General features: G+C 58.0%; 28 protein-coding genes and 1 pseudogene. 15 read left to right on the forward strand and 14 right to left on the reverse strand.

Going from position 1 to position 26,480, the window contains the following annotated elements; genetic code table 11:
* Positions 1 to 120: 120 nt before the first annotated feature.
* The 5 genes from BOP93_RS26105 to BOP93_RS26120 form a co-directional block, all read right to left on the reverse strand.
* Positions 121 to 1,362: a heme biosynthesis protein HemY gene (locus BOP93_RS26105; RefSeq protein ID WP_104505097.1), complete on the reverse strand. Its 1,242-nt coding sequence runs from the start codon at positions 1,360 to 1,362 to the stop codon at positions 121 to 123.
* A gap of 5 nt (positions 1,363 to 1,367) precedes the next feature.
* A complete protein-coding gene (locus BOP93_RS27950; RefSeq protein WP_237140383.1) occupies positions 1,368 to 2,483 on the reverse strand; it encodes a uroporphyrinogen-III C-methyltransferase in 1,116 nt (371 codons plus the stop codon).
* Between the two features lie 18 nt (positions 2,484 to 2,501).
* Positions 2,502 to 3,260 (reverse strand): uroporphyrinogen-III synthase, encoded by a 759-nt coding sequence (locus BOP93_RS27955; protein WP_237140384.1) that lies wholly within the window; start codon positions 3,258 to 3,260, stop codon positions 2,502 to 2,504.
* Positions 3,257 to 4,198, reverse strand: a complete 942-nt coding sequence (gene hemC / locus BOP93_RS26115; protein WP_104505098.1) for a hydroxymethylbilane synthase — start codon at positions 4,196 to 4,198, stop codon at positions 3,257 to 3,259. Before hemC ends, BOP93_RS27955 begins: the two co-directional genes overlap by 4 nt.
* Positions 4,199 to 4,336: 138 nt before the next feature.
* Positions 4,337 to 5,083 carry a LytR/AlgR family response regulator transcription factor gene (locus tag BOP93_RS26120; protein ID WP_104505099.1) on the reverse strand — a complete coding sequence of 249 codons (747 nt, stop codon included), beginning with the start codon at positions 5,081 to 5,083 and terminating at the stop codon, positions 4,337 to 4,339.
* 501 nt (positions 5,084 to 5,584) lie between these two features.
* On the opposite strand from BOP93_RS26120, the gene argH reads away from it, so the two are divergent.
* The gene (argH, locus tag BOP93_RS26130) at positions 5,585 to 6,979 is read left to right on the forward strand and encodes an argininosuccinate lyase (RefSeq protein WP_104505101.1); all 1,395 of its coding nucleotides are present in this window, start codon (positions 5,585 to 5,587) and stop codon (positions 6,977 to 6,979) included.
* 636 nt (positions 6,980 to 7,615) lie between these two features.
* Here argH and BOP93_RS26140 read toward each other — a convergent pair.
* Entirely contained in the window at positions 7,616 to 8,275 is a 660-nt protein-coding gene (locus BOP93_RS26140) for a glutathione S-transferase family protein (protein WP_104505102.1), read from the reverse strand.
* A 125-nt stretch (positions 8,276 to 8,400) separates the two neighbouring features.
* Here BOP93_RS26140 and BOP93_RS26145 point away from each other — a divergent pair, with 125 nt between their 5' ends.
* From BOP93_RS26145 to BOP93_RS26155, 3 genes are all read left to right on the forward strand, one after another.
* Positions 8,401 to 8,682 carry a hypothetical protein gene (locus BOP93_RS26145; RefSeq protein WP_104505103.1) on the forward strand — a complete coding sequence of 94 codons (282 nt, stop codon included), beginning with the start codon at positions 8,401 to 8,403 and terminating at the stop codon, positions 8,680 to 8,682.
* Positions 8,683 to 8,780: 98 nt separating this feature from the next.
* Positions 8,781 to 9,035 carry a TIGR02647 family protein gene (locus tag BOP93_RS26150; RefSeq protein ID WP_065886976.1) on the forward strand — a complete coding sequence of 85 codons (255 nt, stop codon included), beginning with the start codon at positions 8,781 to 8,783 and terminating at the stop codon, positions 9,033 to 9,035.
* 168 nt (positions 9,036 to 9,203) lie between these two features.
* Entirely contained in the window at positions 9,204 to 12,044 is a 2,841-nt protein-coding gene (locus tag BOP93_RS26155; protein ID WP_104505104.1) for a class I adenylate cyclase, read from the forward strand.
* On the opposite strand, the gene rnk is transcribed toward BOP93_RS26155, so the two are convergent.
* The 3 genes from rnk to cyaY all read right to left on the reverse strand — a co-directional run bounded on the left by rnk (position 12,041) and on the right by cyaY (position 13,139).
* A complete protein-coding gene (gene rnk, locus BOP93_RS26160) occupies positions 12,041 to 12,454 on the reverse strand; it encodes a nucleoside diphosphate kinase regulator (protein ID WP_076952006.1) in 414 nt (137 codons plus the stop codon). The genes BOP93_RS26155 and rnk overlap by 4 nt on opposite strands.
* A 131-nt stretch (positions 12,455 to 12,585) precedes the next feature.
* Positions 12,586 to 12,804, reverse strand: coding sequence for a DUF1289 domain-containing protein (locus BOP93_RS26165; RefSeq protein WP_104505355.1), 219 nt, complete (start codon positions 12,802 to 12,804; stop codon positions 12,586 to 12,588).
* Between the two features lie 2 nt (positions 12,805 to 12,806).
* Positions 12,807 to 13,139, reverse strand: a complete 333-nt coding sequence (gene cyaY, locus BOP93_RS26170) for an iron donor protein CyaY (RefSeq protein WP_065886973.1) — start codon at positions 13,137 to 13,139, stop codon at positions 12,807 to 12,809.
* Positions 13,140 to 13,377: 238 nt separating this feature from the next.
* On the opposite strand from cyaY, the gene lptM reads away from it, so the two are divergent.
* From lptM to BOP93_RS26200, 6 genes are read left to right on the forward strand one after another with little or no spacing between them, the layout of a single operon-like run.
* The gene (gene lptM, locus BOP93_RS26175; protein ID WP_003195417.1) at positions 13,378 to 13,545 is read left to right on the forward strand and encodes an LPS translocon maturation chaperone LptM; all 168 of its coding nucleotides are present in this window, start codon (positions 13,378 to 13,380) and stop codon (positions 13,543 to 13,545) included.
* 9 nt (positions 13,546 to 13,554) lie between these two features.
* Entirely contained in the window at positions 13,555 to 14,802 is a 1,248-nt protein-coding gene (lysA, locus tag BOP93_RS26180) for a diaminopimelate decarboxylase (protein ID WP_104505105.1), read from the forward strand.
* A gap of 3 nt (positions 14,803 to 14,805) precedes the next feature.
* Positions 14,806 to 15,636, forward strand: a complete 831-nt coding sequence (dapF, locus tag BOP93_RS26185) for a diaminopimelate epimerase (protein ID WP_104505106.1) — start codon at positions 14,806 to 14,808, stop codon at positions 15,634 to 15,636.
* A 13-nt stretch (positions 15,637 to 15,649) separates the two neighbouring features.
* Entirely contained in the window at positions 15,650 to 16,366 is a 717-nt protein-coding gene (locus BOP93_RS26190; RefSeq protein WP_104505107.1) for a DUF484 family protein, read from the forward strand.
* Between the two features lie 2 nt (positions 16,367 to 16,368).
* Entirely contained in the window at positions 16,369 to 17,268 is a 900-nt protein-coding gene (gene xerC / locus BOP93_RS26195; RefSeq protein ID WP_065886970.1) for a tyrosine recombinase XerC, read from the forward strand.
* The gene (locus BOP93_RS26200; protein WP_104505108.1) at positions 17,265 to 17,960 is read left to right on the forward strand and encodes an HAD family hydrolase; all 696 of its coding nucleotides are present in this window, start codon (positions 17,265 to 17,267) and stop codon (positions 17,958 to 17,960) included. Before xerC ends, BOP93_RS26200 begins: the two co-directional genes overlap by 4 nt.
* Positions 17,961 to 18,155: 195 nt before the next feature.
* On the opposite strand, the gene sutA is transcribed toward BOP93_RS26200, so the two are convergent.
* From sutA to glnK, 4 genes are all read right to left on the reverse strand, one after another.
* The gene (gene sutA / locus BOP93_RS26205) at positions 18,156 to 18,488 is read right to left on the reverse strand and encodes a transcriptional regulator SutA (RefSeq protein WP_104505109.1); all 333 of its coding nucleotides are present in this window, start codon (positions 18,486 to 18,488) and stop codon (positions 18,156 to 18,158) included.
* 102 nt (positions 18,489 to 18,590) lie between these two features.
* Entirely contained in the window at positions 18,591 to 19,016 is a 426-nt protein-coding gene (locus BOP93_RS26210; protein ID WP_104505110.1) for a secondary thiamine-phosphate synthase enzyme YjbQ, read from the reverse strand.
* Between the two features lie 210 nt (positions 19,017 to 19,226).
* Positions 19,227 to 20,567 (reverse strand): ammonium transporter, encoded by a 1,341-nt coding sequence (locus BOP93_RS26215; protein ID WP_104505111.1) that lies wholly within the window; start codon positions 20,565 to 20,567, stop codon positions 19,227 to 19,229.
* 35 nt (positions 20,568 to 20,602) lie between these two features.
* Positions 20,603 to 20,941: a P-II family nitrogen regulator gene (glnK, locus tag BOP93_RS26220; protein ID WP_002555808.1), complete on the reverse strand. Its 339-nt coding sequence runs from the start codon at positions 20,939 to 20,941 to the stop codon at positions 20,603 to 20,605.
* Between the two features lie 421 nt (positions 20,942 to 21,362).
* Here glnK and BOP93_RS26225 point away from each other — a divergent pair, with 421 nt between their 5' ends.
* From BOP93_RS26225 to BOP93_RS26245, 5 genes and pseudogenes are all read left to right on the forward strand, one after another.
* On the forward strand, positions 21,363 to 21,626 hold the full coding sequence (locus BOP93_RS26225) for an accessory factor UbiK family protein (RefSeq protein ID WP_003195432.1): 264 nt from the start codon (positions 21,363 to 21,365) through the stop codon (positions 21,624 to 21,626).
* A 283-nt stretch (positions 21,627 to 21,909) separates the two neighbouring features.
* Positions 21,910 to 22,557: pseudogene (locus tag BOP93_RS26230) on the forward strand (magnesium chelatase domain-containing protein); the annotation flags it as partial.
* A gap of 145 nt (positions 22,558 to 22,702) precedes the next feature.
* A complete protein-coding gene (locus tag BOP93_RS26235) occupies positions 22,703 to 23,308 on the forward strand; it encodes a DarT ssDNA thymidine ADP-ribosyltransferase family protein (protein ID WP_104505112.1) in 606 nt (201 codons plus the stop codon).
* Between the two features lie 2 nt (positions 23,309 to 23,310).
* Positions 23,311 to 24,012: a DarT1-associated NADAR antitoxin family protein gene (locus tag BOP93_RS26240; RefSeq protein WP_054081199.1), complete on the forward strand. Its 702-nt coding sequence runs from the start codon at positions 23,311 to 23,313 to the stop codon at positions 24,010 to 24,012.
* A gap of 74 nt (positions 24,013 to 24,086) precedes the next feature.
* The gene (locus BOP93_RS26245) at positions 24,087 to 24,524 is read left to right on the forward strand and encodes a hypothetical protein (RefSeq protein ID WP_104505113.1); all 438 of its coding nucleotides are present in this window, start codon (positions 24,087 to 24,089) and stop codon (positions 24,522 to 24,524) included.
* Positions 24,525 to 24,535: 11 nt separating this feature from the next.
* Here BOP93_RS26245 and BOP93_RS27525 read toward each other — a convergent pair whose 3' ends face one another.
* Complete coding sequence (locus BOP93_RS27525; RefSeq protein ID WP_157943542.1) at positions 24,536 to 25,861, reverse strand: hypothetical protein; 1,326 nt, start codon at positions 25,859 to 25,861, stop codon at positions 24,536 to 24,538.
* Between the last annotated feature and the right edge of the window lie 619 nt (positions 25,862 to 26,480).

A 26,480-nucleotide genomic window follows, 5' to 3' on the forward strand; every position in this document is an offset into this window, starting at 1 on the left:
AGGAAATCGCCCTACAAGACGTAAGAATTGATTACAGAGCCACTTAAGCCGAGCGTTTACAAAGGGTTAGAGGATTGGCCAGAAGATCCGTCTGAGCCAATCCATTGGTTCTTTCCTACTTCAAGCGCGCACAGGCGCTGGCAACGGTGAGGCCAGCAGGCGGTTGTCGAGCAACCCCAAGCCTTCCTGGAACAGTTGGTTGCTGCGTTCGGTATCACCCAATTGGGCCAGTAAACGGGCCAATTCGGCACAGGCTTCGGGATTGCGCTGCACCAGTAGGCTGCTTTCCAGATAATCCCGTGCCTTTCCCCACAGGCTGTTCTGCAGGCAGAGACGACCCAGGGTCAGCAACAGGCTGGCATCACCTGAATGATCCTTCAGCCAGCCTTCGGCAAATTTCAACTGACGGGCCGGATCGCTGCCGCGCAGCAGGCCGTAGAGCCGAATAAGATGACTGTCATAACTGCGCTTGATCGCACCGCGCAGCGCTTCCTCGGCTCTGGCATCGGCACCCAGCCGACGCAGTTGATCAGCATAAGCCAATACCAGCTGTGGTTCCTGGCGCTGGGCTGTGGTCAGCTGCTCCCAGGCGCGATCAAGGGACTGCAAGCCGGCTTCGCTATGCTCCTCACGTTGGGCAGCCAGATTGAGGTTTTCTCCCCAGGCCCGGCGCTCCAATTCCGCCAGTTCGCTGGCCGGCAACACCTTGTCCTTGCGCAGTTCAGGCAACAGGCGAATCACCGCCGACCAATCGCCACGCTGCTGGTGCAGTCGCTGCAATTGCCGCAGAACCTGGGCGTTGTGAGGATGGCGCTCATGCATCGCCTGCAGGGTGGTCAGGGCGCCTTCAGTATCGCCACGATCCATTTGAAGTTGCGCATGGCTCAAGGCAACGGCCAGTTCCGCCTGGGGCTGGCGAGCCAGGGCGCGCTCCAGCAAAGCATCCGACTCTTCGTAACGTCCCAGCTCGTTGGCCGCACGTGCCGCACCCAGGTAGTACAGCAGTGGTTGGCGCTCGGCCTCCGCAGCGCGGTGCAGGTGACGCTCGGCACTGGCCCAGCGGCCTTCGGCAAGGTCCATCTGGCCTTGCTCGATCGCGATCTGCACGCGACGGCTGCGATTGCGCCGCGACCACGGGTTGACCACACCACCGGAAACACTGACCAGGCCTAACAGGACTCGGATCAGGTAGATCGCCAGACCGATGGCAAATACCGCCACCAGGGTGGCCCACAAGCTCGACTCGTAATGCAGCAAATGGGGATAGGTAATCAGCACGTAGCCGGTGTGTTTCGAAATGCCCACCGCCAGCGCGAGGGCGATCGCAATTGCCAGCACCAGGATCACATAGAAACGCTTCATCGGTTCTACTCCTGGGACGCAGGCTTGGCAGCCGAAGCCTTGGCTTCGTCCGCAGACAGATGGCGACGCTCGAGGTACGCCTGCACGGACGCGAGACTCGCGGCCAAATCAGGTGTCACCACCGACACGGCCTTGGGCTCAAGCTCGGCGATACGTGCCAGCATCGCCTTGCTCTGCGGGTTGTTCTGGTTGAAGTTATCCTGCAACACGCTGCGTGCTTCACCCAGCGAACGGCTATACACCGCCGACTCGCCGTTGAGCGCTGCCCATTGTGCTTGCTCCAGCGCCAGGCTCAAGGCCAGGCGCACCTGATTCAACCCCTGACCCGCCAGCAGCGGACGAATGTTGTCATCAGGGTTGAAGTCGATACGGAAGTAACGGGATATCTGTTCCCACCATTGGCTCAACTGGTTACCCGTATCGCTGGTAGGACGGCCCTGGGAAGCCGGCTCCGTGAGCTGATACTCCGGAGCGATAGCCGCCAGTTGCACCACTTGGTCGCGCAACGCCGCCAACTGCAGGTACAACCCGGTGCGGTCTGGCTGTTCGGTACTGCGCAACGCCGCCAGGCTCTTGGCCAACTGCTCACGCGCGGCGAATGCGCCTGGGTCGCTCTGCTCACGAAGAATCTCGTCGGCGCCCTGGACCAGCGACTGGGCACTGTTGATGTCCTGCAAAGCCGACAAACGCAAGCTGGCCAGACGAATCAGATGCTCCGCTTCAGCCAGGCGCCAATCCTGGCGGCTGGCGCCCAGTACGGTTTCCAGGCGCTGGCTCAGGCGCTGCTGATCACCCTGCAACTGGGCGACCAGGCGTCGACGCTCTTCCAGCTCGTCCGCCCCAGGCAACTGCGCCAGGCGGGCCGCCAACTGTTGCTGGCTCTGCTTGAGGCTCTGGGATTGTTCATCCAGCGTCTGCACCTGGCCCAGTTGCTGCTGGCTGCCGGCTTGCAGGGCACGGACCTGCCAGATCCCCCAGCCGCCGGCGGCAACGCCTGCGGCGCCAAGCAGCAAAGCGACCACTGCCAGGCCATTGCCACGCCGTGGCGCGGCGACCGGCGTTCCGACCGGCGCATCGAGCGCGGGCTGAGCTTCATCTTTAGGCAAGGCTGTTTCGCTCACGTATCCGTCCTTTGCGTATCAGAGAGTGGGAACGGGATTACTCCCTAACGCCACTAACAAAGCCGCAGCACTCGCGCCGCGACAATCCACAACTTTTTCTGCGCCCGCGGCCCGCGCCATCTCGTAGACACGCGCACTGGGCACGAACAACGGCAGCTGCGCCACCTCAGGCCAATCGGGGCCGGCCAGGGCCTGCAAGTGTAGAAAACCTTGCCCACTGCTGACCACCAGGCCGTTCAAGCGTTCCAACTGGATGCGTTGCGTCAATGCCCCTGCGTCGTAGGCCGGAAGAAAACGGCGATACAACTCCAAGTAGTCGACACTAACACCTCGCTCACGCAAACGCTCCGCGAGCAACTCCCGACCGCCCTCGCCGCGCAGGATCAACACCCTGGCACCCGGCACTGCGACAGCCTCGCGCAATGCCGGTAGTTGAAGCAAGGCCTCACTGTCGTCACCCGTTGGCGGATAGTGTACGTCCAGGCCATGATCGGCCAGTATCTGCGCGGTGGCGGCCCCCACGCTGAACCACAATAGCCGCGGCCAGGGCGCGGTCAATTGTTGCAAGGCAAGACGCGCAGCCGGTTTGCTCACCACGATCACCGCGCAATAACGCTGCAGCGCCGCAAAGACAGCCTGTTGTTCCGGCGTGACCGGCAAGGCTTTGATCTCCAGCAACGGCAGTTCGCTGCTGAATATGCCCGCATCGGCCAAGGTCGCCGCCAGGGCTGCCGACTCTTCGGCGGGCCGTGTCAGCAGCAATCGCCACTGGGTCACTGCGGGCCGGCCTCGCCATAGACTTTTTGCAGAATGGCGCCGGCGCCCTTGTCCAACAGTTCCTCCGCTACCTGAATGCCCAGGGCCGTGGCCTCGCGTTGCGGGCCGCGCACCTCGGCGGTCAGCAGCGTGCCGCCATCCGGGTCGCCTACCAGGCCACGCAACCACAGGTTTTCACCTTCAAGCACGGCATAGCAGGCGATCGGTACCTGGCAGCCACCGTTGAGGTGTTTGTTCAGGGCACGCTCGGCCGTGACGCGAACCTCGGTGTCTGCGTGATCAAGCGGCTTGAGCAGTGCGTGAATTTCGCTGTCGGCGGTGCGGCATTCAATGCCGACCGCGCCCTGCCCGCCAGCGGGCAAGCTGTCTTCGACGCTGATGGCGCGGGTGATGCGGTCTTCGAAGCCCAGGCGGATCAGGCCGGCGGCGGCGAGGATGATCGCGTCATACTCGCCCGCATCCAGTTTGGCCAGGCGCGTGTTGACGTTGCCGCGCAGGAAGCGGACCTGCAGGTCGGGACGACGGCTCAGCAACTGGGCCTGGCGACGCAGGCTCGAGGTGCCCACGATACTGCCCAGGGGCAGTTCATCCAGGGATGGGTAAGTGTTGGAAACAAAGGCGTCGCGTGGATCTTCGCGCTCGCAGATACAAAAAAGACCCAACCCTTGCGGGAAATCCATGGGCACGTCTTTCATCGAATGCACAGCGATGTCTGCTTCATTTTCCAGCAGCGCGGTTTCCAGCTCCTTGACGAAGAGGCCCTTGCCGCCAATCTTCGACAGCGGCGAGTCCAGCAGCTTGTCGCCGCGACTGACCATGGGCACCAGGGTCACCCTGAGACCAGGATGAGCCTGTTCAAGACGTGCTTTGACGTACTCGGCCTGCCATAAGGCCAGGGCGCTTTTACGGGTGGCGATGCGGATTTCGCGAGAAGACATGGATCAATCCGTACTGAATAGATACGGCAGATAATAACAGCTCAGGCAAATACGCTTTGATTTGAATCAGCAAGTGCGGGGCCTCCCTGGCCACGTCGCACCGGGATCGGGACTGCAGGGCTCGCCACCGCCCCGGGGCTAGAGCTGCTGCATCATCTTGCGCACGCCGGCGACATGGCGCCGACTGACGATCAAGGCATCGCCATTGAGCCCCTTCAGGAATAGCTGAAAGTGCCCAAGGGGCGTGCGTTGCAAGCGCTCGATTCGCTCGCGGGCCACCAGCGCATTGCGATGGATGCGCACGAAGCGATCGCCGAATTCATCCTCGAGGGCCTTGAGCGGCTCATCGAGCAGCACTTCACCCGCTTCGTGACGCAAGGTCACGTATTTATGGTCGGCAATAAAATAGACCACCTGACCGAGGGGAATCAACTCGATACCCTTGCGGGTCCGTGCGCTGATATGGCTGCGCGGGCCATTGCCACTCTGGGCGGCAGGCTGGGTCAGGGCTGCGAGCTGAGCGCGGCTGGGACGCTCAGCCTTCTTCAAGGCCTTGAGCAACGCGTCGCCAGCCACCGGCTTGACGAGAAAACTGACACCGCTGTCTTCCAGCGTCTGCGCAGAAAACTCTTCCTCCGCCGCGCACAGCACCACGGCCGGTGGCGATTCACGCTCGCTCAGGCGGGCAGCAACTTGCAGTCCATCGAGGACCGGCATGCGGATATCGAGCAACACCACATCCGGCTTGAGGCTGTCGATCAGCGTCAACGCTTCTTCGCCGCTGGTGGCGCTCGGCTCAAGGACGGTATAACCCTCGATCTCACTGACCAGACGGCTCAGTCGCTCGCGGGCTTGGGGTTCGTCATCAACGATCAGGACATTCATATAGCGCTGGATTCCTGCGTGAGTCTCGCACAAGGATAGCGTAGACAGGTGCGGTGACTGACGTCACAGCGATCCACGCTAAGACTGGCGCAAGCGGCAAAAAGTGCCCTTGGAGTGGCACCCAAATTTACCCGGACCTGTTCAATAGCGCCCAAGACCGGCCAACTTCGCGCATTGTCATAGGGTTTGCTGATACACAATCCGAATACCCCCGTTTTCAATGGATAGTCTGGGCTCTGACCGCATGACCCGACTTTGGTGCATTCACACACTCTCAGTCCAACTGTAGACGCTCGCTGAGACGATAATGCTCAATCGTCAAATATCGTTTCAATAAGGTCCTGTTCCCAGTCTCGTCCTGGATGCGGTCGGCGGCAAGGCACTTAGCCATCCTTTGTACAAATAAATTGCCGTCCACCCATAGCATCGCGTCCGCGAGCAACCCTGTTATTATCGGCGGCACACCTTCACGCCTCTTTTAAGCAGATCACGAGCGAATTCATGAGCACCGACAAGACCAACCAGTCCTGGGGCGGCCGCTTCAGTGAACCCGTCGACGCCTTCGTCGCGCGCTTCACCGCCTCCGTCAACTTCGACCAGCGCCTGTACCGCCACGACATCATGGGCTCCATCGCCCACGCCACCATGCTGGCCAAGGTCGGCGTGCTGACCGACGCCGAGCGCGACAGCATCATCGATGGCCTGACCACCATCCGGGGCGAGATCGAAGCCGGCACGTTCGACTGGCGCGTCGACCTGGAAGATGTGCACATGAACATCGAGGCACGCCTGACCGATCGCATCGGTGTGACCGGCAAGAAGTTGCACACCGGTCGCAGCCGTAACGACCAGGTGGCCACCGATATCCGCCTGTGGCTGCGCGATGAAATCGACCTGATCCTGGCGGAAATCACCCGCCTGCAGAAAGGTTTGCTGGAACAGGCCGAGCGCGAAGCGGACACCATCATGCCCGGCTTCACTCACCTGCAGACCGCTCAGCCCGTGACCTTCGGCCACCACCTGCTGGCCTGGTTCGAAATGCTCAGCCGCGATTACGAGCGCCTGGTCGATTGCCGCAAGCGCGCCAACCGCATGCCACTGGGCAGCGCCGCGCTGGCCGGCACCACCTACCCGATCGACCGCGAGTACACCGCGCAGTTGCTGGGCTTCGATGCCGTGGGCGGTAACTCCCTGGACGGCGTGTCGGACCGCGACTTCGCTATCGAATTCTGCGCCGCCGCCAGCATTGCGATGATGCACCTGTCGCGCTTTTCCGAAGAGCTGGTGCTGTGGACCAGCGCGCAATTCCAGTTCATCGACCTGCCGGACCGTTTCTGCACCGGCAGCTCGATCATGCCGCAAAAGAAAAACCCCGACGTCCCCGAACTGGTACGGGGCAAGAGCGGCCGCGTATTCGGCGCACTGATGGGCCTGCTGACCCTGATGAAAGGCCAACCGCTGGCCTACAACAAGGACAACCAGGAAGACAAGGAACCGCTGTTCGACGCCGCCGACACGCTGCGCGACTCATTGCGTGCGTTTGCCGACATGATTCCGGCGATCAAGCCCAAGCATGCGATCATGCGCGAGGCAGCCTTGCGTGGTTTCTCCACCGCGACCGACCTGGCCGACTATCTGGTGCGTCGTGGCCTGCCCTTCCGCGACTGCCATGAAATCGTTGGCCATGCCGTGAAGTACGGCGTGGACACCGGCAAGGATCTGGCGGAAATGAGCCTGGAAGAACTGCGCCAGTTCAGCGACCAGATCGAGCAGGACGTGTTTGCCGTGCTGACCCTGGAAGGCTCGGTGAATGCCCGTAATCACATCGGTGGCACTGCGCCGGCGCAGGTGAAGGCCGCAGTCGTGCGTGGCCAGGCACTGCTCGCCAGTCGCTAAAAAATGTGGGGGGGCGGTGCGACGATTCGACTTGCCCCCCGATGGCGGTGGGTCTGCCAGCACATGAGTTGCCTGACACTCTGCTATCGGGGCATAGGTATCTACACAACTTTGGCGTGACGCCGAACTTGTGGTGAGGGAGCTTTCCGGCAGCCTGCGACTATCTTACTGATACCCCACAAATCCAAATGTGGGAGGGGGCTTGCCCCCGATGGCGGCCTCGGGGCCGACCAGGATGTTGGATTGGGTTGAGTACATATCCGTTTCTGCGGTAACGGCTGCTAATGGTTCCGCTTTTACAGCGGCTCACTTTTGAAAAGCGCAAAAGTAAGCAAAACGCTCTTGCCCCACCACTCGGCACCTCGCTTAGGCTCGGTGTACCCGAACGAAGGCTTGAATCCGCGGGCCGCCGCAATGGGCCATCCCTGGCCCAGTGCGGCTAACCCGGCGTCCTGCCGGGTTACCCACGGATTCAAGCCTGCGTTCGGCCAGCGTGGTTTAACGGGGCGCCTAGGATCACAAGCAGATCAAGATCAAGATCAAGAGCGGCTCGCTTCGCATCGTGGTTACGGTTGGGTGCTACGGTGGTGTGTAGATACGTATGCTATCGGGGGGGAAGTGTCCTCCCACATCTGATTATTTCCTTGCTGCAATCATCGCCAGAAATCCCGGCATCGCCGTCAGCCTGTCCGCCTCGACCTTTTGCGCATTGGGCATCTCGTTCAAACGCCCCAGCAACGCCTTCGCCTGCGGCAACTGCGCCAGCAGGTCCAGCCCGAACAGTTTTTCGCCCACCCCACAGGCCAGATTCAAGCTGTACATGAAATACAGATCGGCAATCGTGAAGTGCTCTCCCGCCACATAGGGCGCGAACTTACCGTGCCGGCCTAACGTACCGACCCCCAGCAACAATTCAGCGCGGGATTTTTCCTTGATCGCCTCCGGCACCGTCATGCCAAAAAAGGCTTCGGCGAAGCACGCCCGCGCCGGCAATTCGATATACAGCTCGATTTCCCGGCACAACGCCAGCACCTGGGCACGCTGGAACGGATCGGCTGGCAGCAGCGCAGGCCCCTCCTGTGTCTGCTCGAGGTATTCGAGGATCACGCTGGTTTCGTTGATGAAGCCTTGCTCGACACCCAGCACGGGCACTTTGCCTCGTGGGCTCACCGCCAGGGCTTCAGGCGTTTGTCCCGCGTAAAAAGGCACCTCTTCGAAAGGCAGCCCTTTCTCCAGCAGCGCCAGCTTGACCATGTTGTAGTAGTTACTGACTGAAAATCCATAAAGCTTGAGCATCGCAAAGCCTCCAGGCCGGGTGCGGGGTTGGCTGCAAGCGTTATAGACGCTGAGGCTGGGCCTTGCCAGCAGCATCAGCGGCCTGAATGGCGTTAGACTGGCGCCCTTTCCTTGAGGAGCCTGCCATGAGCGAGCCGACCGATATCGACAATGACGAAGAAGAATTCACCGAAAGCACGCTGATCCAGGCCATCGAGAACCAGATCGAAAGCGACAACCCACCGGCGGCCAAGGCCACGTTCAACAAGCTGACACTGGTAGGTTATGAGCGAGAAGAGATCCTGAATCTCATGGCCCACGTGCTGGCATTCGAGATTGACGCGATGCTGGATGAGGACCGCGCCTTTGATACCCAATGGTATGAAACCGCGCTGCGGGCACTGCCCGAGCTGCCGCCTGAAAAGTAATAATCCAGCCGCGCGGCAACACGCTGGACAGTTCGGCAAAGTGCGTTCACCTTATGGCCTGCTAGCCTCTAATAAATTTTAGAAAGTCTGGAGTCCTTATGTCGTATACCCCTGAGTTGGTTGCCGAACTGGAAATCCTTGTACTCTTCCCCCTGGACAGCACCAAGGAGGGTCTGAAAGTCCATCAGACCGCCGCTCCCACTGCCGTTGCCGCTGCCAGGCGCCTCCACGCCAAAGGGCTTATCGACCAACCGGACGGAGGCTACCTGACCAGCCTTGGCCGGGACGCCGCCGAGCAAGCCCAGACCCTGCTGACTATCTTGACCACCGCCTCCACCAAAGAAGCCGCCTGACCCCTGATCCCCGCCCATGGAGTCCGCCCTCTGCGGATTCCACGGGCGTTGCTGCGCAGCTCACAAAATTCTGCCGCCAACCTCCATTTCCTCTAAAACTCCTACGCTACTGTCTGTAAACTCCTACACGGCCGCCCACGTCGGGCCCTGCGAGCCACCGAGTTCGACATGACCCGCACCCATGAAATCCGCCCCGACCTGGACGAAGGCATCGACCGCAAGGTGCTGGCCCAATTGCGTGCGCGTTTCATGGCACTCAATGAGGGCCGTATGGCCCGGGCGGTCGAGGGGCTGACGCCGCGCCAGCAAAGCGTGCTGACGCTGTTGCCGCTGTTTTTCCACGTCAATCACCCTTTACTGCCAGGCTATGTATCCAGTGGCACGCCGGCCGGGCTGTCAAATTTCGAACCCGATGCCCAGGCCCTGGCTGAAGCCCAGCGCCTGACGCGCTCGTTCTCCTACAAGGCACGTCGCGGCAACCCGCCAACGCCGATCCACGGCCTGTTCCTGATGGGCAGCCTGGGTACGTTGGCCCAGGCGGATCAGAGCGATATGGACGTGTGGGTCTGCCATGCGCCCGACCTGAATGACGACGAGTTGGCCGAGCTGCGCAAAAAGTGTCAGTTGTTGGAAGCCTGGGCCCAGACCATGGGCGCCGAAGCCCATTTCTTTCTGATCGAACCGACGCGCTTTGTGCTCGGTGATCGGGACACGCAACTGAGCTCCGACGATTGCGGCACCACTCAGCACTATCTGCTGCTGGATGAGTTCTACCGCACGGCCATCTGGCTGGCCGGGCGCACGCCGATCTGGTGGCTGGTGCCAGTGTATGAAGAAAGCCGCTACACCGAGTTCACCCATACGCTGATTTCCAAACGTTTCATCCGCGCCGACGAAACTCTGGATCTGGGCCATTTGGCGCACATTCCTCCGGGGGAGTTCATCGGTGCCGGGCTGTGGCAATTGTTCAAGGGTATCGAATCGCCCTATAAATCGGTGCTCAAGCTGCTGCTGACCGAGGTCTACGCCAGCGAGCATCCCGATGTGCAGTGCCTGAGCCTGCGCTTCAAGCGCGCGGTGTTTGCCAATCAGATGGATCTGGATGAGCTGGACCCCTACATCGTGGTCTACCGCCGCATCGAGGAATACCTCAAGGCCCGCAATGAACCGGAACGCCTGGAACTGGTACGGCGCAGCCTGTACCTGAAGGTCAACCGCAAGCTCAGCGCCGGCCAGCGCACCGCCAGTTGGCAACGACTGCTGCTGGAACGCCTGGCCCATGAATGGAACTGGGACCCGCGCCAACTGGCCCTGCTGGACAGCCGCAGCCAATGGAAAGTGCGTCAGGTCGCCTCCGAGCGCCGCGCCCTGGTCAACGAGCTGAACTACAGTTATCGCTTCCTCACCCAGTTCGCCCGCACTGAACAGACCGTCAGCCTGATCAACCGGCGCGACCTCAATGTGCTGGGCCGTCGCTTGTATGCGGCCTTTGAACGCAAGGCCGGCAAGGTGGAGTTCATCAATCCCGGAATTGCCCCGGACCTGGCCGAAGACACCTTGACCCTGGTGCACGCACCCAACCGCAAGGAGCCGGGGCAGCACCATTGGGGCCTGTACAACGGCAACCTCACGGCCCTGGAATGGGAGCACTTCGCGCCCATCAAGCGCAGCCGCGACCTGCTGGAAATGCTGACCTGGTGCCATCGCAACGGTGTGATCGACAGCAGCACGCGCCTGGCGCTGCACCCGGGCGTCAGCGACATGACCGAGTTCGAGCTGTTCAACCTGCTGGGCAGCCTGCAACAGACCATCGCCCTGCCCATGGTCAGCGTCGATGAAACTCGCCTGTTACGTTCAGCGGTGCCGGAAGAAGTGCTGTTGCTGATCAACGTCGGCGTCGACCCGCTCAAGCATCACCGCGACCTGAATATTCTGATGACCACCGAGCGTACCGACTCGCTGAGTTATGCCGGCGTACGTGAGAATCTGGTACTGACCCTGGACCAGGTCACCCTCAATAGCTGGAACGAGGTGATGGTCAGCCGCTACGACGGGCCCCATGCGCTGCTCGACTGTCTGCGCGACTACCTCAACCAACTGCCGCCGGATCATTTGCCCCGGTTGCGGGTGCGCTGCTTCTGTCACAACCGGGCACAGTTCATTGCCCAGCGCGTGGAAGAAGTATTCGACACGGCGCAGAACCTGCTGCTCGGCCAGGGCAATCACCGCTACCTGCTCCAGGTGCAGCAGCACTATCACGTCATGGAATTGATCCCCGGCCAAGCCACCCATGTACCGCTGCCGACCCAGGATGCCTTGATCGCCTACCTCAGTGAAGAGCTGGCCAGCTACAGCCCGTGGCACCTGGACGCCATGGCCCTGGAAGACCACGACCTGGCGCTGCTGCTGCCCATGGGTGCAGCCGATTGCATACAGGTGTTCTACCGAGTCAATGAAGGTTTCGCCGAGCTGTACGTACTCGACGAATTCAATGCCCTTTGGCAGCAGCGCTTGCCGTTCCATGATGAACAAAGCCTGTTGGCACCGCTGCAGCGTTTCCTGCTCTCGATCATCTATCGCCGCGAAGCGCTGTCACCTCTGGACACACAACAACCGCTAGGCGAAGTCCAAATCTCGTATTACCAACTGCTGCCGTCGGGCAACGCCCGCGCTCGTCTTGTCGAACCAAGGCCGGCTCCGCAAAACCCCGCCAACAAGCCGTTTTATGACGTGCAAGCGATTATCGCCAAGGCTGCGCCCGGCCAGGTGGGTATTACGCTGTACTGCAATCAGCGGGAATTTTCCGAATTGGAGTTTGGCGACCAGCTGTTTACGGTGGTCGCCCGGGAAATCGTCGGGCGGCGCCGGGAACCCGAGCGTTACCGTTGCTACATCACCGATCTGGATCTGTCGGGTCTGCTTGGCGACGTGCAAAGCCCGAGCAATCTGTACCTGCGCTACAAGGCCGAGCTTGAGCTGGCGCTCAATCAAGCACTGGACCAGATTTAAAGAGGAAAAGCGCCGCCGTCCTTGGGCTGGCCTTCGACACTCAGCAGCTCAAGCTTGAGGGTCTTGCCGCCCGGTGCAGGCCAGTCAATATGCTGGCCCACTTGCAGGCCGAGCAACGCGCTGCCCACCGGTGCCAGGATCGAGATCTTGCCTTCATCGGCGTTCGCGTCCTTCGGGTAAACCAGGGTCAGGTGGTAATCCTTGCCGCTGCCTTGCTCGCGGCAATGCACGCTGGAGTTCATGGTCACGACACTTGCAGGCACTTCATCGTGGCCAACCACTTCTTCGGCGCGGTCGAGTTCGTGCTGCAACGCTTCAACACCGGGAAACTCGTCGCCCAGGCGGTCGATCAGTTGCTCCAGGCGCTGCACGTCAAGACGGGTGAGAATGATGGACGGTGCGGTGGTCATGATTCAGGCAGACTCCTTTTTTCTGCACAAAAAAGCAAAACCCCGCCAGGAAAAGGCGGGGTTCTCACGGGCCTCGATGAGTTGAGGCGTAACCGGACACTACCACAGCGTCACAAATAAACAAGACGACCTCAGACGCGGCCCCGTCGCTGCTCGGCCTCGGCACAGATCACTCGGCGCCGCTCATCATCGGCAGAGCGCCATTCGCGGATATCTTCCACATGGCGGAAACAACCGAGGCAGACTTTCTGCTCGTCCAGGCGACACAAACTGATACAAGGTGACGGCACCGCCGGGCTGACATTGCTGAACAGCGGCTTGGGCGGGCGCGTGAGTGCAGGCTGACTCACGGTCAAATCTCGTCGAAATCCAGCTCGGCGCCGGATTGTTCCAGAACCAGACGCGCCAGCATCTCGCTGAGCAGCTCATCGCTGCTATCGCATTGCCAATTGTTGTCTTCTTCGTTGTAGTCGAAGTGAAAACCACCGGAACGTGCCGCCAGCCACAACTGCCGCAACGGTTCCTGACGGCTGAAGATCAACTGAGTGCCGTTTTCGAACTTGACCGTCAGCACGCCGGCCGAGTTTTCCAGGTCCACGTCCAAACCGCTGTCGTCGAAAATATCTTCCAGCGCCTGCTGGGTCGCATCCACCAGGTCGTGAAAACGGGCTTCGGTCAAACTCATTGTGGCAACCTCGAAAGTGTCTGGTTCTGCTCAAGCGCCGCACGATACGGACGCGCCCCGCCGATTGCAAAGGATACCGATTTCATCACAGATGGCGGTACGAAATATCCTCAACCAGCGTAGCCCGCTTCCGGACTATCTCGGCAAACCCCCGCCGGACGGGTATTCCAGCGCATAGGCAAGCTGGCGGGTGGTCGGTATACTCGGGCGCAATTAATGCATATTCAAGGATTTCGCCATGAAGCGCCTGATCTCTTCCCTTGCTGCGCTCGTCGCGGTTGCTTGCCTCGTCAGTGCCTGTGGTCAGAAAGGACCGCTGTACCTGCCTGACGACAGCAAAGACCCGAACGAACAGGCGCAGTCGTCGCAAAAGCCGTCCAAAGCGCACAAGCACGACACTTACTAAGGGATCCCCATGGACGCTTTTAACTACCGGGACGGCGAGCTGTTCGCGGAAGGCGTGGCGCTGTCCGCGATTGCCCAGCGCTTTGGTACCCCGACCTATGTGTATTCGCGCGCCCATATCGAAGCGCAATACCGCTCGTTCACCGACTCGCTCGAAGGCGTGCCGCATCTGGTGTGCTACGCGGTCAAAGCCAACTCCAACCTGGGCGTGCTCAATGTCCTGGCGCGCCTTGGCGCCGGTTTCGACATTGTGTCCCGTGGCGAGCTGGAACGGGTGTTAGCCGCTGGCGGCCAGGCCGACAAGATCGTGTTCTCCGGCGTCGGCAAGAGCCGCGAAGACATGCGTCGCGCCCTGGAAGTGGGCGTGCATTGCTTCAACATCGAGTCCACCGACGAACTGGAGCGCCTGCAGGTCGTGGCCGCCGAGATGGGCGTTCGCGCGCCGATCTCCCTGCGCGTCAACCCGGACGTCGACGCCGGCACTCACCCGTACATTTCCACCGGTCTCAAAGAGAACAAGTTCGGCATCGCCATCGCCGACGCCGAAGACGTGTACATCCGCGCCGCGCAATTGCCGAACCTGGACGTGCTGGGCGTCGATTGCCATATCGGCTCGCAACTGACCACCCTGCCGCCGTTCCTGGATGCCCTCGACCGCCTGCTGGCGCTGATCGACCGCCTGGGCGACTGCGGCATCTACCTGCATCACATCGATCTCGGTGGGGGTGTGGGCGTGCGTTATCGCGATGAAGAGCCGCCGCTGATTGCCGACTACATCAAGGCCGTGCGCGAGCGTATCGAAGGGCGCGACCTGACGCTGATGTTCGAGCCGGGCCGCTATATCGTCGCCAACGCCGGCGTGCTGCTGACCCAGGTCGAGTACCTCAAGCACACCGAGCACAAGGACTTCGCCATCGTCGACGCGGCGATGAACGACCTGATCCGCCCGGCGCTGTACCAGGCCTGGATGAACGTCACGGCAGTGACGCCGCGCCACAGCCAGGCGCGCGCGTACGACATTGTCGGCCCGATCTGTGAGACCGGCGACTTCCTGGCCAAGGATCGTCAACTGGCCCTGGAAGAAGGTGACCTGCTGGCCGTGCATTCGGCCGGTGCCTATGGGTTTGTCATGAGTTCCAACTACAACACTCGCGGCCGCGCCGCAGAGGTGCTGGTGGACGGTGATCAAGCGTTTGAAGTGCGTCGCCGCGAGACGGTAGCCGAGTTGTATGCTGGCGAAAGCCCGCTGCCGGAGTAAGCCATGCTGCTGCGTTTTACCAAGATGCACGGGCTGGGCAATGACTTCATGGTTCTCGACCTGGTCAGCCAGCACGCGCACATCCTGCCCAAGCACGCCAAACAATGGGGCGACCGCCATACCGGTATCGGCTTCGACCAACTGCTGCTGGTGGAAGCGCCGACCAACCCGGAGGTGGACTTCCGTTATCGGATCTTCAACTCCGACGGCTCCGAAGTGGAACAGTGCGGCAACGGTGCGCGCTGCTTCGCGCGCTTTGTGCTGGACAAGCGTTTGACCGCCAAGCGCCAGATTCGCGTCGAAACCAAGGGCGGCGTGATCGAACTGGATGTGCGCAGTGACGGCCAGATCAGCGTCAACATGGGCGCGCCACGCCTGGTGCCGGCGGACATTCCGTTCCAGGCGCCCGAGCAGGCCCTCAGTTATGCGCTGGACGTGGACGGCAACACGGTCGATATCGCCGCTGTGTCCATGGGCAACCCCCATGCGGTGCTGCGCGTCAACGACATCAACAATGCTCCCGTGCACGAACTGGGGCCGAAGATCGAACATCACCCGCGCTTTCCGGCGCGGGTCAACGTGGGCTTCCTGCAGGTGATCGACCGTTCCCGCGCGCAATTGCGTGTGTGGGAACGCGGCGCCGGCGAAACCCAGGCCTGCGGCACCGGCGCCTGCGCCGCTGCCGTGGCCGCGATCAGCCAGGGGTGGATGGATTCGCCGCTGCTGATCGACCTGCCGGGTGGACGCTTGTCCATCGAATGGGCAGGCCCCGGCCACCCGGTGATGATGACCGGGCCGGCCACGCGTGTATACGAAGGACAGGTCCGTCTATGAGTGAGCCAAGCCAATGACCGATAAGCCTCAAGTACCCGCCCCCGTCACCTCAAGTGAAAGCCTGGAGGCCGCTGCGGTTGCGGCGTACCTTGAGGCTCATCCGGACTTCTTCGTCGAGCACGAAGAATTGCTCCCGGCCTTGCGCATCCCTCACCAACGCGGCGATACCGTGTCGTTGGTGGAGCGGCAGATGAAGATCCTGCGCGAGCGCAATATCGAAATGCGCCACCGCCTTTCGCACCTGATGGACGTCGCTCGCGACAATGATCGCCTGTTCGAAAAGACCCGTCGCCTGATCCTGACTTTGATGGACGCCGCCAGCCTGGAAGAAACCGTGATGGCAGTGGAAGACAGCCTGCGCCAGGACTTCCAGGTGCCATTTGTCAGCCTCATCCTGTTCAGCGACAACCCGATGCCGGTGGGTCGCTGGGTCAGCGGTGGCGAAGCACAGACCGCTATCGGCGGCCTGCTTTCGGAAGGCAAGACCATCAGCGGTACGCTGCGCGAGCATGAACTGGATTTCCTGTTCGGCGCCGAACAGCGCAAACAGATCTGCTCTACCGCCGTGGTTGCCCTCAGCCACCAAGGCCTGCACGGCGTACTGGCCATCGCCAGCCGTGATCCGGCGCACTATAAAAGCTCGGTGGGCACCCTGTTCCTGACCTATATCGCCGAAGTGCTGGGCCGCGTCCTGCCGCGTTTCACCACTGCCCTGCGCGCGGTGCGCTAGCCATGGAACGGCAACTGGACGCTTACTGCGCTCACCTGCGCAACGAGCGCCAGGTGTCGCCTCATACCCTGCAAGCCTACCGGCGGGACTTGAACAAGGTCCTGGCCTATTGCGAAAAACAGCAGGTTGCCAGCTGGAAAGCCCTGGATATCCAGGGCCTGCGCAGCCTGGTCGCACGGCTGCACCAGCAAGGCCAGTCCTCGCGCAGCCTGTCGCGCCTGCTGTCAGCGGTGCGCGGCCTCTATCACTACCTCAACCGCGAGGGCCTGTGCGACCACGACCCGGCCAACGGCCTGTCGCCGCCCAAAGGCGAGCGACGCCTGCCCAAGACCCTGGACACCGACCGCGCCCTGCAACTGCTGGATGGCGCAATCGAGGATGACTTCCTTGCCCATCGCGACCAGGCGATCCTCGAACTGTTCTACTCCTCGGGCCTGCGCCTGTCGGAGCTGACCGGACTGAATCTTGAGCAACTGGACCTGGCCGATGGGCTGGTGCAGGTGCTGGGTAAAGGCAGCAAGACGCGCGTGCTGCCCGTCGGCAGGAAGGCTCGCGAAGCCCTGCAGCTGTGGCTGCCGTTACGGGCGCTGGCCAATCCGAAAGACGACGCGGTATTCATCAGCCAACAAGGTCGACGCCTGGGGCCACGGGCCATTCAGCTGCGCGTGAAGGCCGCCGGCGAACGTGAACTGGGGCAAAACCTGCACCCGCATATGCTCAGGCACTCTTTTGCCAGCCATATGCTGGAGTCATCCCAGGACCTGCGCGCGGTCCAGGAGCTGCTCGGCCACGCCGATATCAAGACCACGCAAATCTACACCCACCTCGACTTCCAGCACCTGGCAACGGTGTACGACAGCGCCCATCCACGGGCCAAACGCATCAAGGGCGGCGACTCATGAGCATCAAGCTGATCACCTTCGACCTGGACGACACGCTCTGGGACAACGTACCTGTCATCATCAGTGCCGAAGCGTCAATGCGCGAGTGGTTGGCGGTCAACGCATCCAAGGTCGGCGACTTGCCCCTGGAGCATTTCGTCAGCCTGCGCCAACAGGTACTGCAGCGTCATCCTGAACTCAAACACCGCATCAGCGTCCTGCGCCATCGCGTATTGCTGCATGCGTTCGAAGAGGCCGGCTATCCGCAGCCCGAAGCGACCGAGATGGCCGATGTGTGTTTTGAGGCGTTCATTCATGCACGGCACCAGCTCACGGTCTTTCCCGAAGCCGAACCCATGCTCAAAGCGCTACGCCAGCACTTCCTCCTGGGGGTGATCACCAACGGCAATGCCGACGTACAACGCGTAGGCCTGGCCGACTACTTCCACTTTGCCCTGCGCGCTGAAGACATCGGTATCGCCAAGCCGGATGCGCGGTTGTTTGAAGAAGCGTTGCAGCGCGGCGGCGTGGACGCCAGTGCGGCGGTGCATGTGGGCGATCATCCCGGGGATGACATCGCCGGCGCGCAGCAGGCGGGGTTACGGGCGGTGTGGTTTAACCCGACAGGCAAGGCGTGGGAAGCGCCAAAGCGTCCGGATGCAGAGATTCGCAGCCTGACGGAGTTGCCGGCATTGCTGCGCGGTTGGCAGTAACACTGGAGATCCCAATGTGGGAGGGGGCTTGCCCCCGATTGCGCTGGATCAGCTAATACATCTGGTGGCTGACACACTGCTATCGGGGGCAAGCCCCCTCCCACATTGGGATCACCACAAGGGCTTGAACAAATCACCAGGCATGAAAAAACCCGCAGCGACGGCGGGCTTCTTCTTACAAGCAGTCAGCTGACCTCAGATGGGACGGCTGCCGTACTTGTTATCCGGCTTCTTCGGTGGATCCGCAACCACATTGGGCTCGACCTCGACCACTTTGCCGCCTTTGGCGAGGAATTCTTCCATCGCTCGGGCCAGGGCATCGCGCTCTTTGTTCTTGGCCTCAACGCTGGGCAGCTCGTCTACCGAAACAGCAGCCTTGGCCTTGCCTTTGGCCTTGGGAGTGGCATCGTCGGCAGCACTGTCATCGAGGTCTTCAGCAACGTCATCAGCCGCCACTTCAAGACTGTCTTCAGTGTCCTCTTCGTCACCTACTTCAAGGTCGTCGTTTTCCAGATCATCGTCGCTCATGTTCTACCTCATGACTTGCGAAAAGCAGATTAGTTATAGCCCAGCTTCATCCTCTGTCGAGGTCGCCGGAAAAAAATCAACATCCACTGGATCACCAGTGGCTTATGCCCCTTCACCGTGCAAGGTGGCGAGGACTTTACGAGCACCGCCGTGATCACGGTGCTCGCCCAGATAAACACCTTGCCAGGTCCCCATCGCCAAGCGGCCGGCCTTCACCGGCAAACTCAGCTGGCAGCCCAGGAGACTGGCCTTGAAGTGCGCCGGCAGATCATCCGGACCTTCGTCGTTGTGTTCGAATCCCGCCTGGCCTTGCGGCATCAGCAGATTGAAAAAACGTTCGAAGTCACGGCGCACCGCCGGATCGGCATTCTCGTTGACCGTCAACGAGGCCGAGGTGTGCTGCAGCCACAGATGCAACAGGCCCACGCGACAGGCCTTCAATTCAGGCAAGCCGGCGAGCAACTCGTCGGTCACCAGGTGAAAGCCCCGGGGCTTGGCCCGCAGCGTAATCAGGGTCTGTTGCCACATACAGTTCTCCGCCCATCGGCGCGCATTCTAGCGCGCTCTGGAAAAAAACAAAGTGCCGAATACGCCCACATGCCTGTAAGACATTCGCACCCATGAAAGTGCCGTGTGGATCGCACCACAAAGTCGATGGAAAACCCATGCAACTTATAGTCAAAGACAAACGCCAGGCAAAAAAATGCCCGGCAAGCCGGGCATCTTTTTTTCGTGTATTTACAAGTTGTAACCGCGCTCGTTGTGTTGCGCCAGGTCGAGGCCGACCGCCTCTTCCTCTTCAGTGACGCGCAGGCCCATGACCATGTCCAGTACCTTGAGAATGACGTAGGTGACAATCGCCGTGTAGATCACGGTGAAGCCGACCCCTTTGCACTGGATCCAGACCTGTGCAGCGATGTCGGTGGTAGCGGCATTGAAGCCACCCATCGATGGAGCCGCGAACACGCCGGTCAGGATCGCGCCGAGGATACCGCCGATACCGTGCACGCCGAAGGCGTCCAGGGAATCGTCGTATCCCAGCTTGCGTTTGAGAGTAGTGGCGCAGAAGAAGCACACCACACCCGCTGCCAGGCCGATGACCAGAGCCCCCATCGGGCCCACGGTGCCGGCAGCTGGAGTGATTGCGACCAGGCCGGCCACCACGCCCGAGGCGATACCCAGTGCGCTGGGCTTACCGTGGGTGATCCACTCGGCGAACATCCATCCCAGCGCAGCGGCAGCGGTGGCGATCTGGGTGACCAGCATTGCCATACCGGCCGTGCCGTTGGCTGCGGCAGCGGAACCGGCGTTGAAGCCGAACCAGCCGATCCACAGCATGGCCGCGCCGATCAGGGTGTAACCCAGGTTGTGCGGCGCCATCGGGGTGGTCGGGAAGCCTTTGCGCTTGCCGAGCACGATGCACGCCACCAGGCCAGCCACACCGGCGTTGATGTGCACCACGGTGCCACCGGCGAAATCCAGCACGCCCCAGTCCCACATCAGGCCGCCGTTGCCGCTCCAGACCATGTGCGCAATCGGCGCATAGACCAGGGTGAACCAGATGGCCATGAAGATCAGCATCGCGGAAAACTTCATGCGCTCGGCGAATGCACCGACGATCAGCGCCGGAGTGATGATGGCAAAGGTCATCTGGAAGGTGATGAACACCGCTTCCGGGAACAGCGCCGCAGGCCCGGTGATGCTGGCCGGAGTGACGCCCGCCAGGAATGCCTTGCCCATGCCGCCGAAGAAGGAGTTGAAGTTGACGACGCCCTGTTCCATACCGGTGGTATCGAACGCAATGCTGTAGCCGTAGACAACCCACAGGATGCTGATCAGGCCAGTGATGGCGAAGCACTGCATCATCACCGACAGGATATTTTTGGAGCGGACCATACCGCCGTAGAACAGCGCCAGGCCAGGAATGGTCATGAACAGCACCAGTGCGGTGGCGGTCAGCATCCAGGCAGTATCGCCGGAATTGAGGACTGGAGCCGCCACTTCGTCCGCCGCCAGTGCAAGGCTTGGCATTACGATGGACAACAGGGCTCCGAGCCCTGCGAATTTACGCAGAGTCATAGTGTTTTTCTCCTGGGGCGTTGGGGTTTGGCGGCTTAGATTGCGTCGGTATCGGTTTCGCCGGTACGGATGCGGATAGCCTGTTCCAGATTGACCACGAAGATCTTGCCGTCACCGATCTTGCCGGTGTTGGCGGCCTTGGTTATCGCCTCGATAACCCGGTCAAGATCCTTGTCGTCAATGGCGACATCAATCTTCACCTTCGGCAGGAAATCGACCACGTATTCCGCGCCGCGATACAGCTCGGTATGACCCTTCTGCCGACCGAAGCCCTTGACCTCAGTAACGGTAATGCCCTGCACGCCGATCTCGGACAGTGACTCGCGTACGTCGTCCAACTTGAACGGCTTGATGATGGCAGTGACTAGCTTCATGAAAACTCTCTCCCGAATTGGTGGACTTGCCCCAGGAAAACAAACCCGTCTCAAGTCTAAGCGCAGTGCCTGGCTTTGTAACGCATCGTCGCCTGCGTATTACCGTGGCGACGCCAGCGAACCACTGGTGACGAAACCTGTACCCCTGATCCGTCGGCGCACTGCATTCGTCACAGCGACTGCATCAGTGCATGGGTCATGATCGTCTAAGCAGAAACCTTGCCAGCTCCGTAAAAATCACTGAAATCAGTCCGTTGTCCCCTTATGCCCACCCGCGGGGCGTTTCGGCAGCGGCAACGCGCATCAAAACAGTGCGCGACCGCCCATCCCCATGCGCGAAAAGCGTGCGCGTCAGGGGCGTGAAATGACTATAGACGCTGCGTGATACACTGCCGGCCAACTGTTTTCCGGAATATTTCCCATGCTCGCGCCCAAAGACTTCCTCGACGCCCTGAGCGGCCACGCCTCTCGCCTGTTCAGCGGCGACACCCCGCTGCCCCGCAACGAAATCGAAAGCCAGTTCAAGGCATTGCTGCAAAGTGGCTTCAGCAAGCTCGATCTGGTCAGCCGTGAAGAATTCGACAGCCAGATGGTGGTATTGGCCCGCACCCGTGCACGGCTGGAGAGCCTGGAAGCGAAGGTGGCGGAACTGGAAGCGCGGCTGACGCCCCCATCGGCCGAATAAACCCGATGAGTGTGAGAGGGAGCAAGCCCTGATGCCGCCCTCTGTAGGAGCGAGCTTGCTCGCGAAAAACTCATAGGCACCGCGTTCATTCAGGAAGCACGCGTTATCGTTGACGTTTTTCGCGAGCAAGCTCGCTCCTACAAAAAGCCTTAGCATCAGGGCTTGCCCCCTTCCTCACTTCGTGGCCTGGATACGTTCTGTAAAACCTCCCCGCCATCCTTATTCCCACCTCGTCTACCCTTGAAGAACCCGCAGGAAGCGGCCTCCTATTCAAGGATCGAGCATGTCCCTCGCCATCGTCCACAGCCGCGCCCAGGTCGGCGTCGAAGCCCCCGCCGTCACTGTCGAAGTGCACATGGCCAATGGGTTGCCGTCACTTACGCTGGTGGGTTTGCCGGAAACTGCGGTAAAGGAAAGCAAGGACCGCGTACGCAGCGCCATTCTCAACTCGGCCCTGCAATACCCGGCGCGGCGTATCACGCTCAACCTCGCGCCCGCCGACCTGCCCAAGGACGGCGGGCGTTTTGATCTGGCGATTGCCCTGGGGATCCTGGCGGCCAGCGTGCAGGTGCCGGCGTTGATGCTCGATGAGGTTGAGTGCCTGGGAGAGTTGGCGCTGTCCGGCGAAGTACGTGCGGTGAAAGGCGTGTTGCCGGCCGCTTTGGCGGCGCGCAAAGCCGGACGCACCTTGATAGTGCCCAGGGCAAACGCTGAGGAGGCGTGCCTGGCGTCAGGGTTGACGGTGATTGCAGTGGATCACTTGCTACAGGTGGTGGCGCATTTGAATGGGCATGTGCCGATCGAGCCCTACCGGTCGGATGGCTTGCTGTATCTGAACAAACCTTACCCGGACCTCAGCGAAGTCCAGGGCCAAATGGCTGCCAAGCGAGCCTTGCTGATCGCGGCGGCAGGCGCGCATAACCTGCTTCTTTAAAGGTAGCATTGGACCCATTTTTCCTAAGACTATAGTAGTGGCCTATGGACATTCCTTTTCGCCGGGATTAGGTTGAGACCGAGGAAGCTCGTTTCCGAAGCTGGTCGAAACTTGGACACACTTATACAACAAGGAAAGTTTTATGGTTCAGCAAGTGGCTCAAAGGCGTAAAATAGAACACTTAATTCATTTTACCCGAGTATCTAATCTAACTAGCATTCTTACGAACGGGATAATTCCACGTTCCACACTGCGAAACAACCACATTCAGTTTTTACATAATGACGACCATCGATTTGATGATCGTGAAGACAGGACTTGTCTGTCTATTACTTCTCCAAATTACAAAATGTTTTACCCTATGAGGTTGAACTATCCGGCAGATGATTGGGCTGTAATTAGGTTAAGCCCAAACATTCTATGGGAACTCGATTGCTTATTCACTGAGACAAACGCTGCTACGAGATACATAAAAGATACACCTGATAACGAGTTACGAGGTGCCGTAGCGCTCGAAAAATTATTCGCGGGCGAGGAGATGAGGCAACAATTACAACTGAATAGTTACGACACTACTGACGTGCAGGCGGAAGTCATGGTTTCTGGTATAATACCGCCAAACTACATTACTGATTTGAACTTTACTTCTAAAAACAAGATCAAAGATTTGGTTGCACTACAGGCAATGGCTGGAGCTTTTCCTCAGTTTCCATGGAAAATTCGAGCACAGTATTTCTATCAGAGGTGACTATGGCTGAAAGACCCGTATTTATACCAGTGACGAATTCCGAATATCTCGTCAAAACCACCTTTATAACTTTTGACTGGTTTCCGGGGTTTTCAGTTGCACAAAAGCAAAGAAGCATCACTTCTTTGCACCAAAATATCTCAAAAACACTCAATATTGACAATATCCTAGAAATATCCTCCAAGTCGCTCACTGAGGAAGGTGTAAATGCTAGTGCATTCAATTTAATGATTGAAACAAAAAAGTATAATAGAAAGTTTAGTGTCGAATGTGCATTTCAAGCAAGTAAAGTTTTCGAACATGGCGGCCCATTTGTTGACATCTTGGATAAAACGTCCAGAGAAGCCAAAAAAGACGAGCGCTTAAAAACTAGCGGCCGTCTTAGCGAATTTAGGTTTTATCAAAAAATCTGGCCTCTTGAACCGAAGACGCTATTTTATGACTGGCTATATATAAACGCCCTTAGCAACAACGAGACTATTGCGAGCAGTATACTTCAACATGAATGCTTTACGGATATCGAATTCAATCACGAGCGCTCTATTAACTGCCAAGCATATTCAGCAGCGCTGTACGTATCTCTATCAAAAAAAGGTTTACTTGAAGAGGCTTTGAAATCTCCTTCGAACTATACGGAGATTATAAACAGCTACAAAATAGATGGCGCATACGACAACATTTCGAATAAGCAAAGACTTTTATAACTTTTCGCTTGGAATTTTTTCATCTTGCTATGATCTATTTCAGGTAACCGGGGCATGCCGAGGCGAGGACCACCATGAGCGACGAAGAATTTATCAAACGTATTGAGTTTCTTGAAACAGCTATCTTAAAGCATCCTGATAACATTGAGCTTATCATTAAGCATGCAGATCTGATCGCTCTGAAGGTGAAGTGCGACATAGAACTTCAGAAAGAGAATACAGAAAAAAGCATTAAGCTCGCTGAAATTGAAGCACGCCGACAGTCGACCGAGCATACAAATAATACGAACTTCAATATAAATGCCAACAATAACAGCGCAGCCACGCACCAAAATTACAACAACAACTGGTTCGGCATGCAAATGCACTCTTTGACTCAAAACGCGGGCATGGCAAACCATTTCATTTCAAATTGCCAAAACATTATGCCGTACATTACTAACTACACGCCCGTAGCTTTTGACCACAACCAAAATGCCAACCCATTACTAGGCATCGACAAGAAAGATTAATATTCTAACCACTACCTTATAAGTCGATGCCATACGTATGCAGGCCGAGTTCTCATAAGTTGATATTCGCGTACAGCAGGAATAGCCTCCACGGCTCCGGCGGCGGCCGACAGGAGCAACGAAGTCATAAGTGGCGCGACAGAGCCAGTGCTTATCGCAAGTCCTATCCCACAAAATGAAGCTAATGTTCCCTTAGCTAACCCCGAACTGATCTGCCCTATCGCACTGCGAACCTGATCAACCTGAGGCATAACCTCACTGTGGAAAAGAGCTTTGCATTTGCGATCAAACTGTTCAGGGCTTACCCCGTTCAATTCCTGACTGACTGAGATCAACGATCCGTTGAACCTATCAAAAGCGTGCGAATATTTGTCTCGAAGTTCTATTATTGTGTTGGGTGATTCGATGCTAACAAACTGCTCATTAACATTGAAAAATCTTACACAGGGAGAAATGACCTCTGCACTTTTAGAGTTGGACAAAGAAAGTAAAGTCGATTCAAAACTAGACTCAGTGATATAAGTGTGGCCTAGGCTATGGGCTAACGTAGTCTGATTATATATTGCCTTCAATCTAGCTATGATAGCTTGGTTTGTTGCTTGATAAGCCCAGCGCTGAAACTTTTCTTCGGCTAACACTGCGTTTTGATCCCACGTTTGGTCATATAACAGTGTATTACCTTCACCTTTTCGAACATTTTCCATAGTTTGGTGGAGAAACAGCCCAACGCCTGAATACAAGACGTCATCCTTGAAACCCACATGCAATGCCGTCCGCCGCTTAACATGTGCATTCTCCTTAAGGATTAACATTCCTCCGCGATCATCTGGTATTACAGACTTAAGAATCGCATGACTGTGAGCGAAATCATGAATTTCGGGACTAATTGATGATCTAAATGCGTCCTCAGAACTCCACAGAGGAACGCTATTACTCGGCTTATCATAAAAATCAATGGGATATACAGAAACCAGATCATTTCTAATTAAAGGATGAAGCCAACTGAAAAACTCTAGGCCTTGGGATAGTTTTTCGATGCTTATATGATCTGCGGAAGAAACTAATGGATCATTCAAAACAACTTTATCGTATACCAGCAACGATGATAAAGTATTTCCCTTTGAGAACTTTGAAGACCAAGTACTAAATTGGGCGCTCAGTTTAGAGCCCGGTGAATACTTATCAATTTCAGAGTTAAGTGCATGTTGCCTAGCATTAACATAGTGCGAAAATCGCCTACTAAGCTCTTCACTACTAACCTTTGAAATATCTATGACATTACCATTCGATTTGAGTAGCTCACATTCGATAAGCAAGTCCAAGGCCTGATTACTCATATCACCCCCAAATTAAACGGCTAAAAAAACAAGACAGAGCACCTAAGCTGTTACAAAGCTAGACCAAAACGAGCAGATTGTCACTTTTTATCAATCTACAAAAACCAAGTCCGTTAGAGGCACTAGGCAAGATATCTGTTATCGGTGCTATTTTGGCCCATATAGGCAGGATTTTTCTTTAGACTCACTTTCGTATTACCGAAAAGAAAAACACTTTAGAACTGGCTAGTATAGGGTCAATACTCGTATTGAACTCATATGAAACGATAACCAAAGATTCAGATTACATATAATTCCACAACATCTTTCGGTCTGCGCACGTAAAAAAGCACAAAATGTGAGGAGACAGGATATATTGCAGAAAAGTTTTGACCAGAGAGTTTTTTCATCTTAGTTATATACTATATTTTATAGTGAATAACTGCTTTTAAAAGCTTTCTACAAAGCTGACTGCGTCAGCTCCCAGAGGGATGCTATCCATAGTTTGCCTACCCTAGACCTCAAGCAAAAAAAAATTTACTCAAGCTCTAGGGTAGGCCTTGGATAGCATTTGCTATCGTCATAGTCGTTAAATCTACGCTATAACTTTGGACACTTACAGTATGATTTGCTACTGTCT

Origin of the sequence: Pseudomonas orientalis, assembly GCF_002934065.1 — a bacterium.
Lineage (GTDB): Bacteria > Pseudomonadota > Gammaproteobacteria > Pseudomonadales > Pseudomonadaceae > Aquipseudomonas > Aquipseudomonas orientalis_A.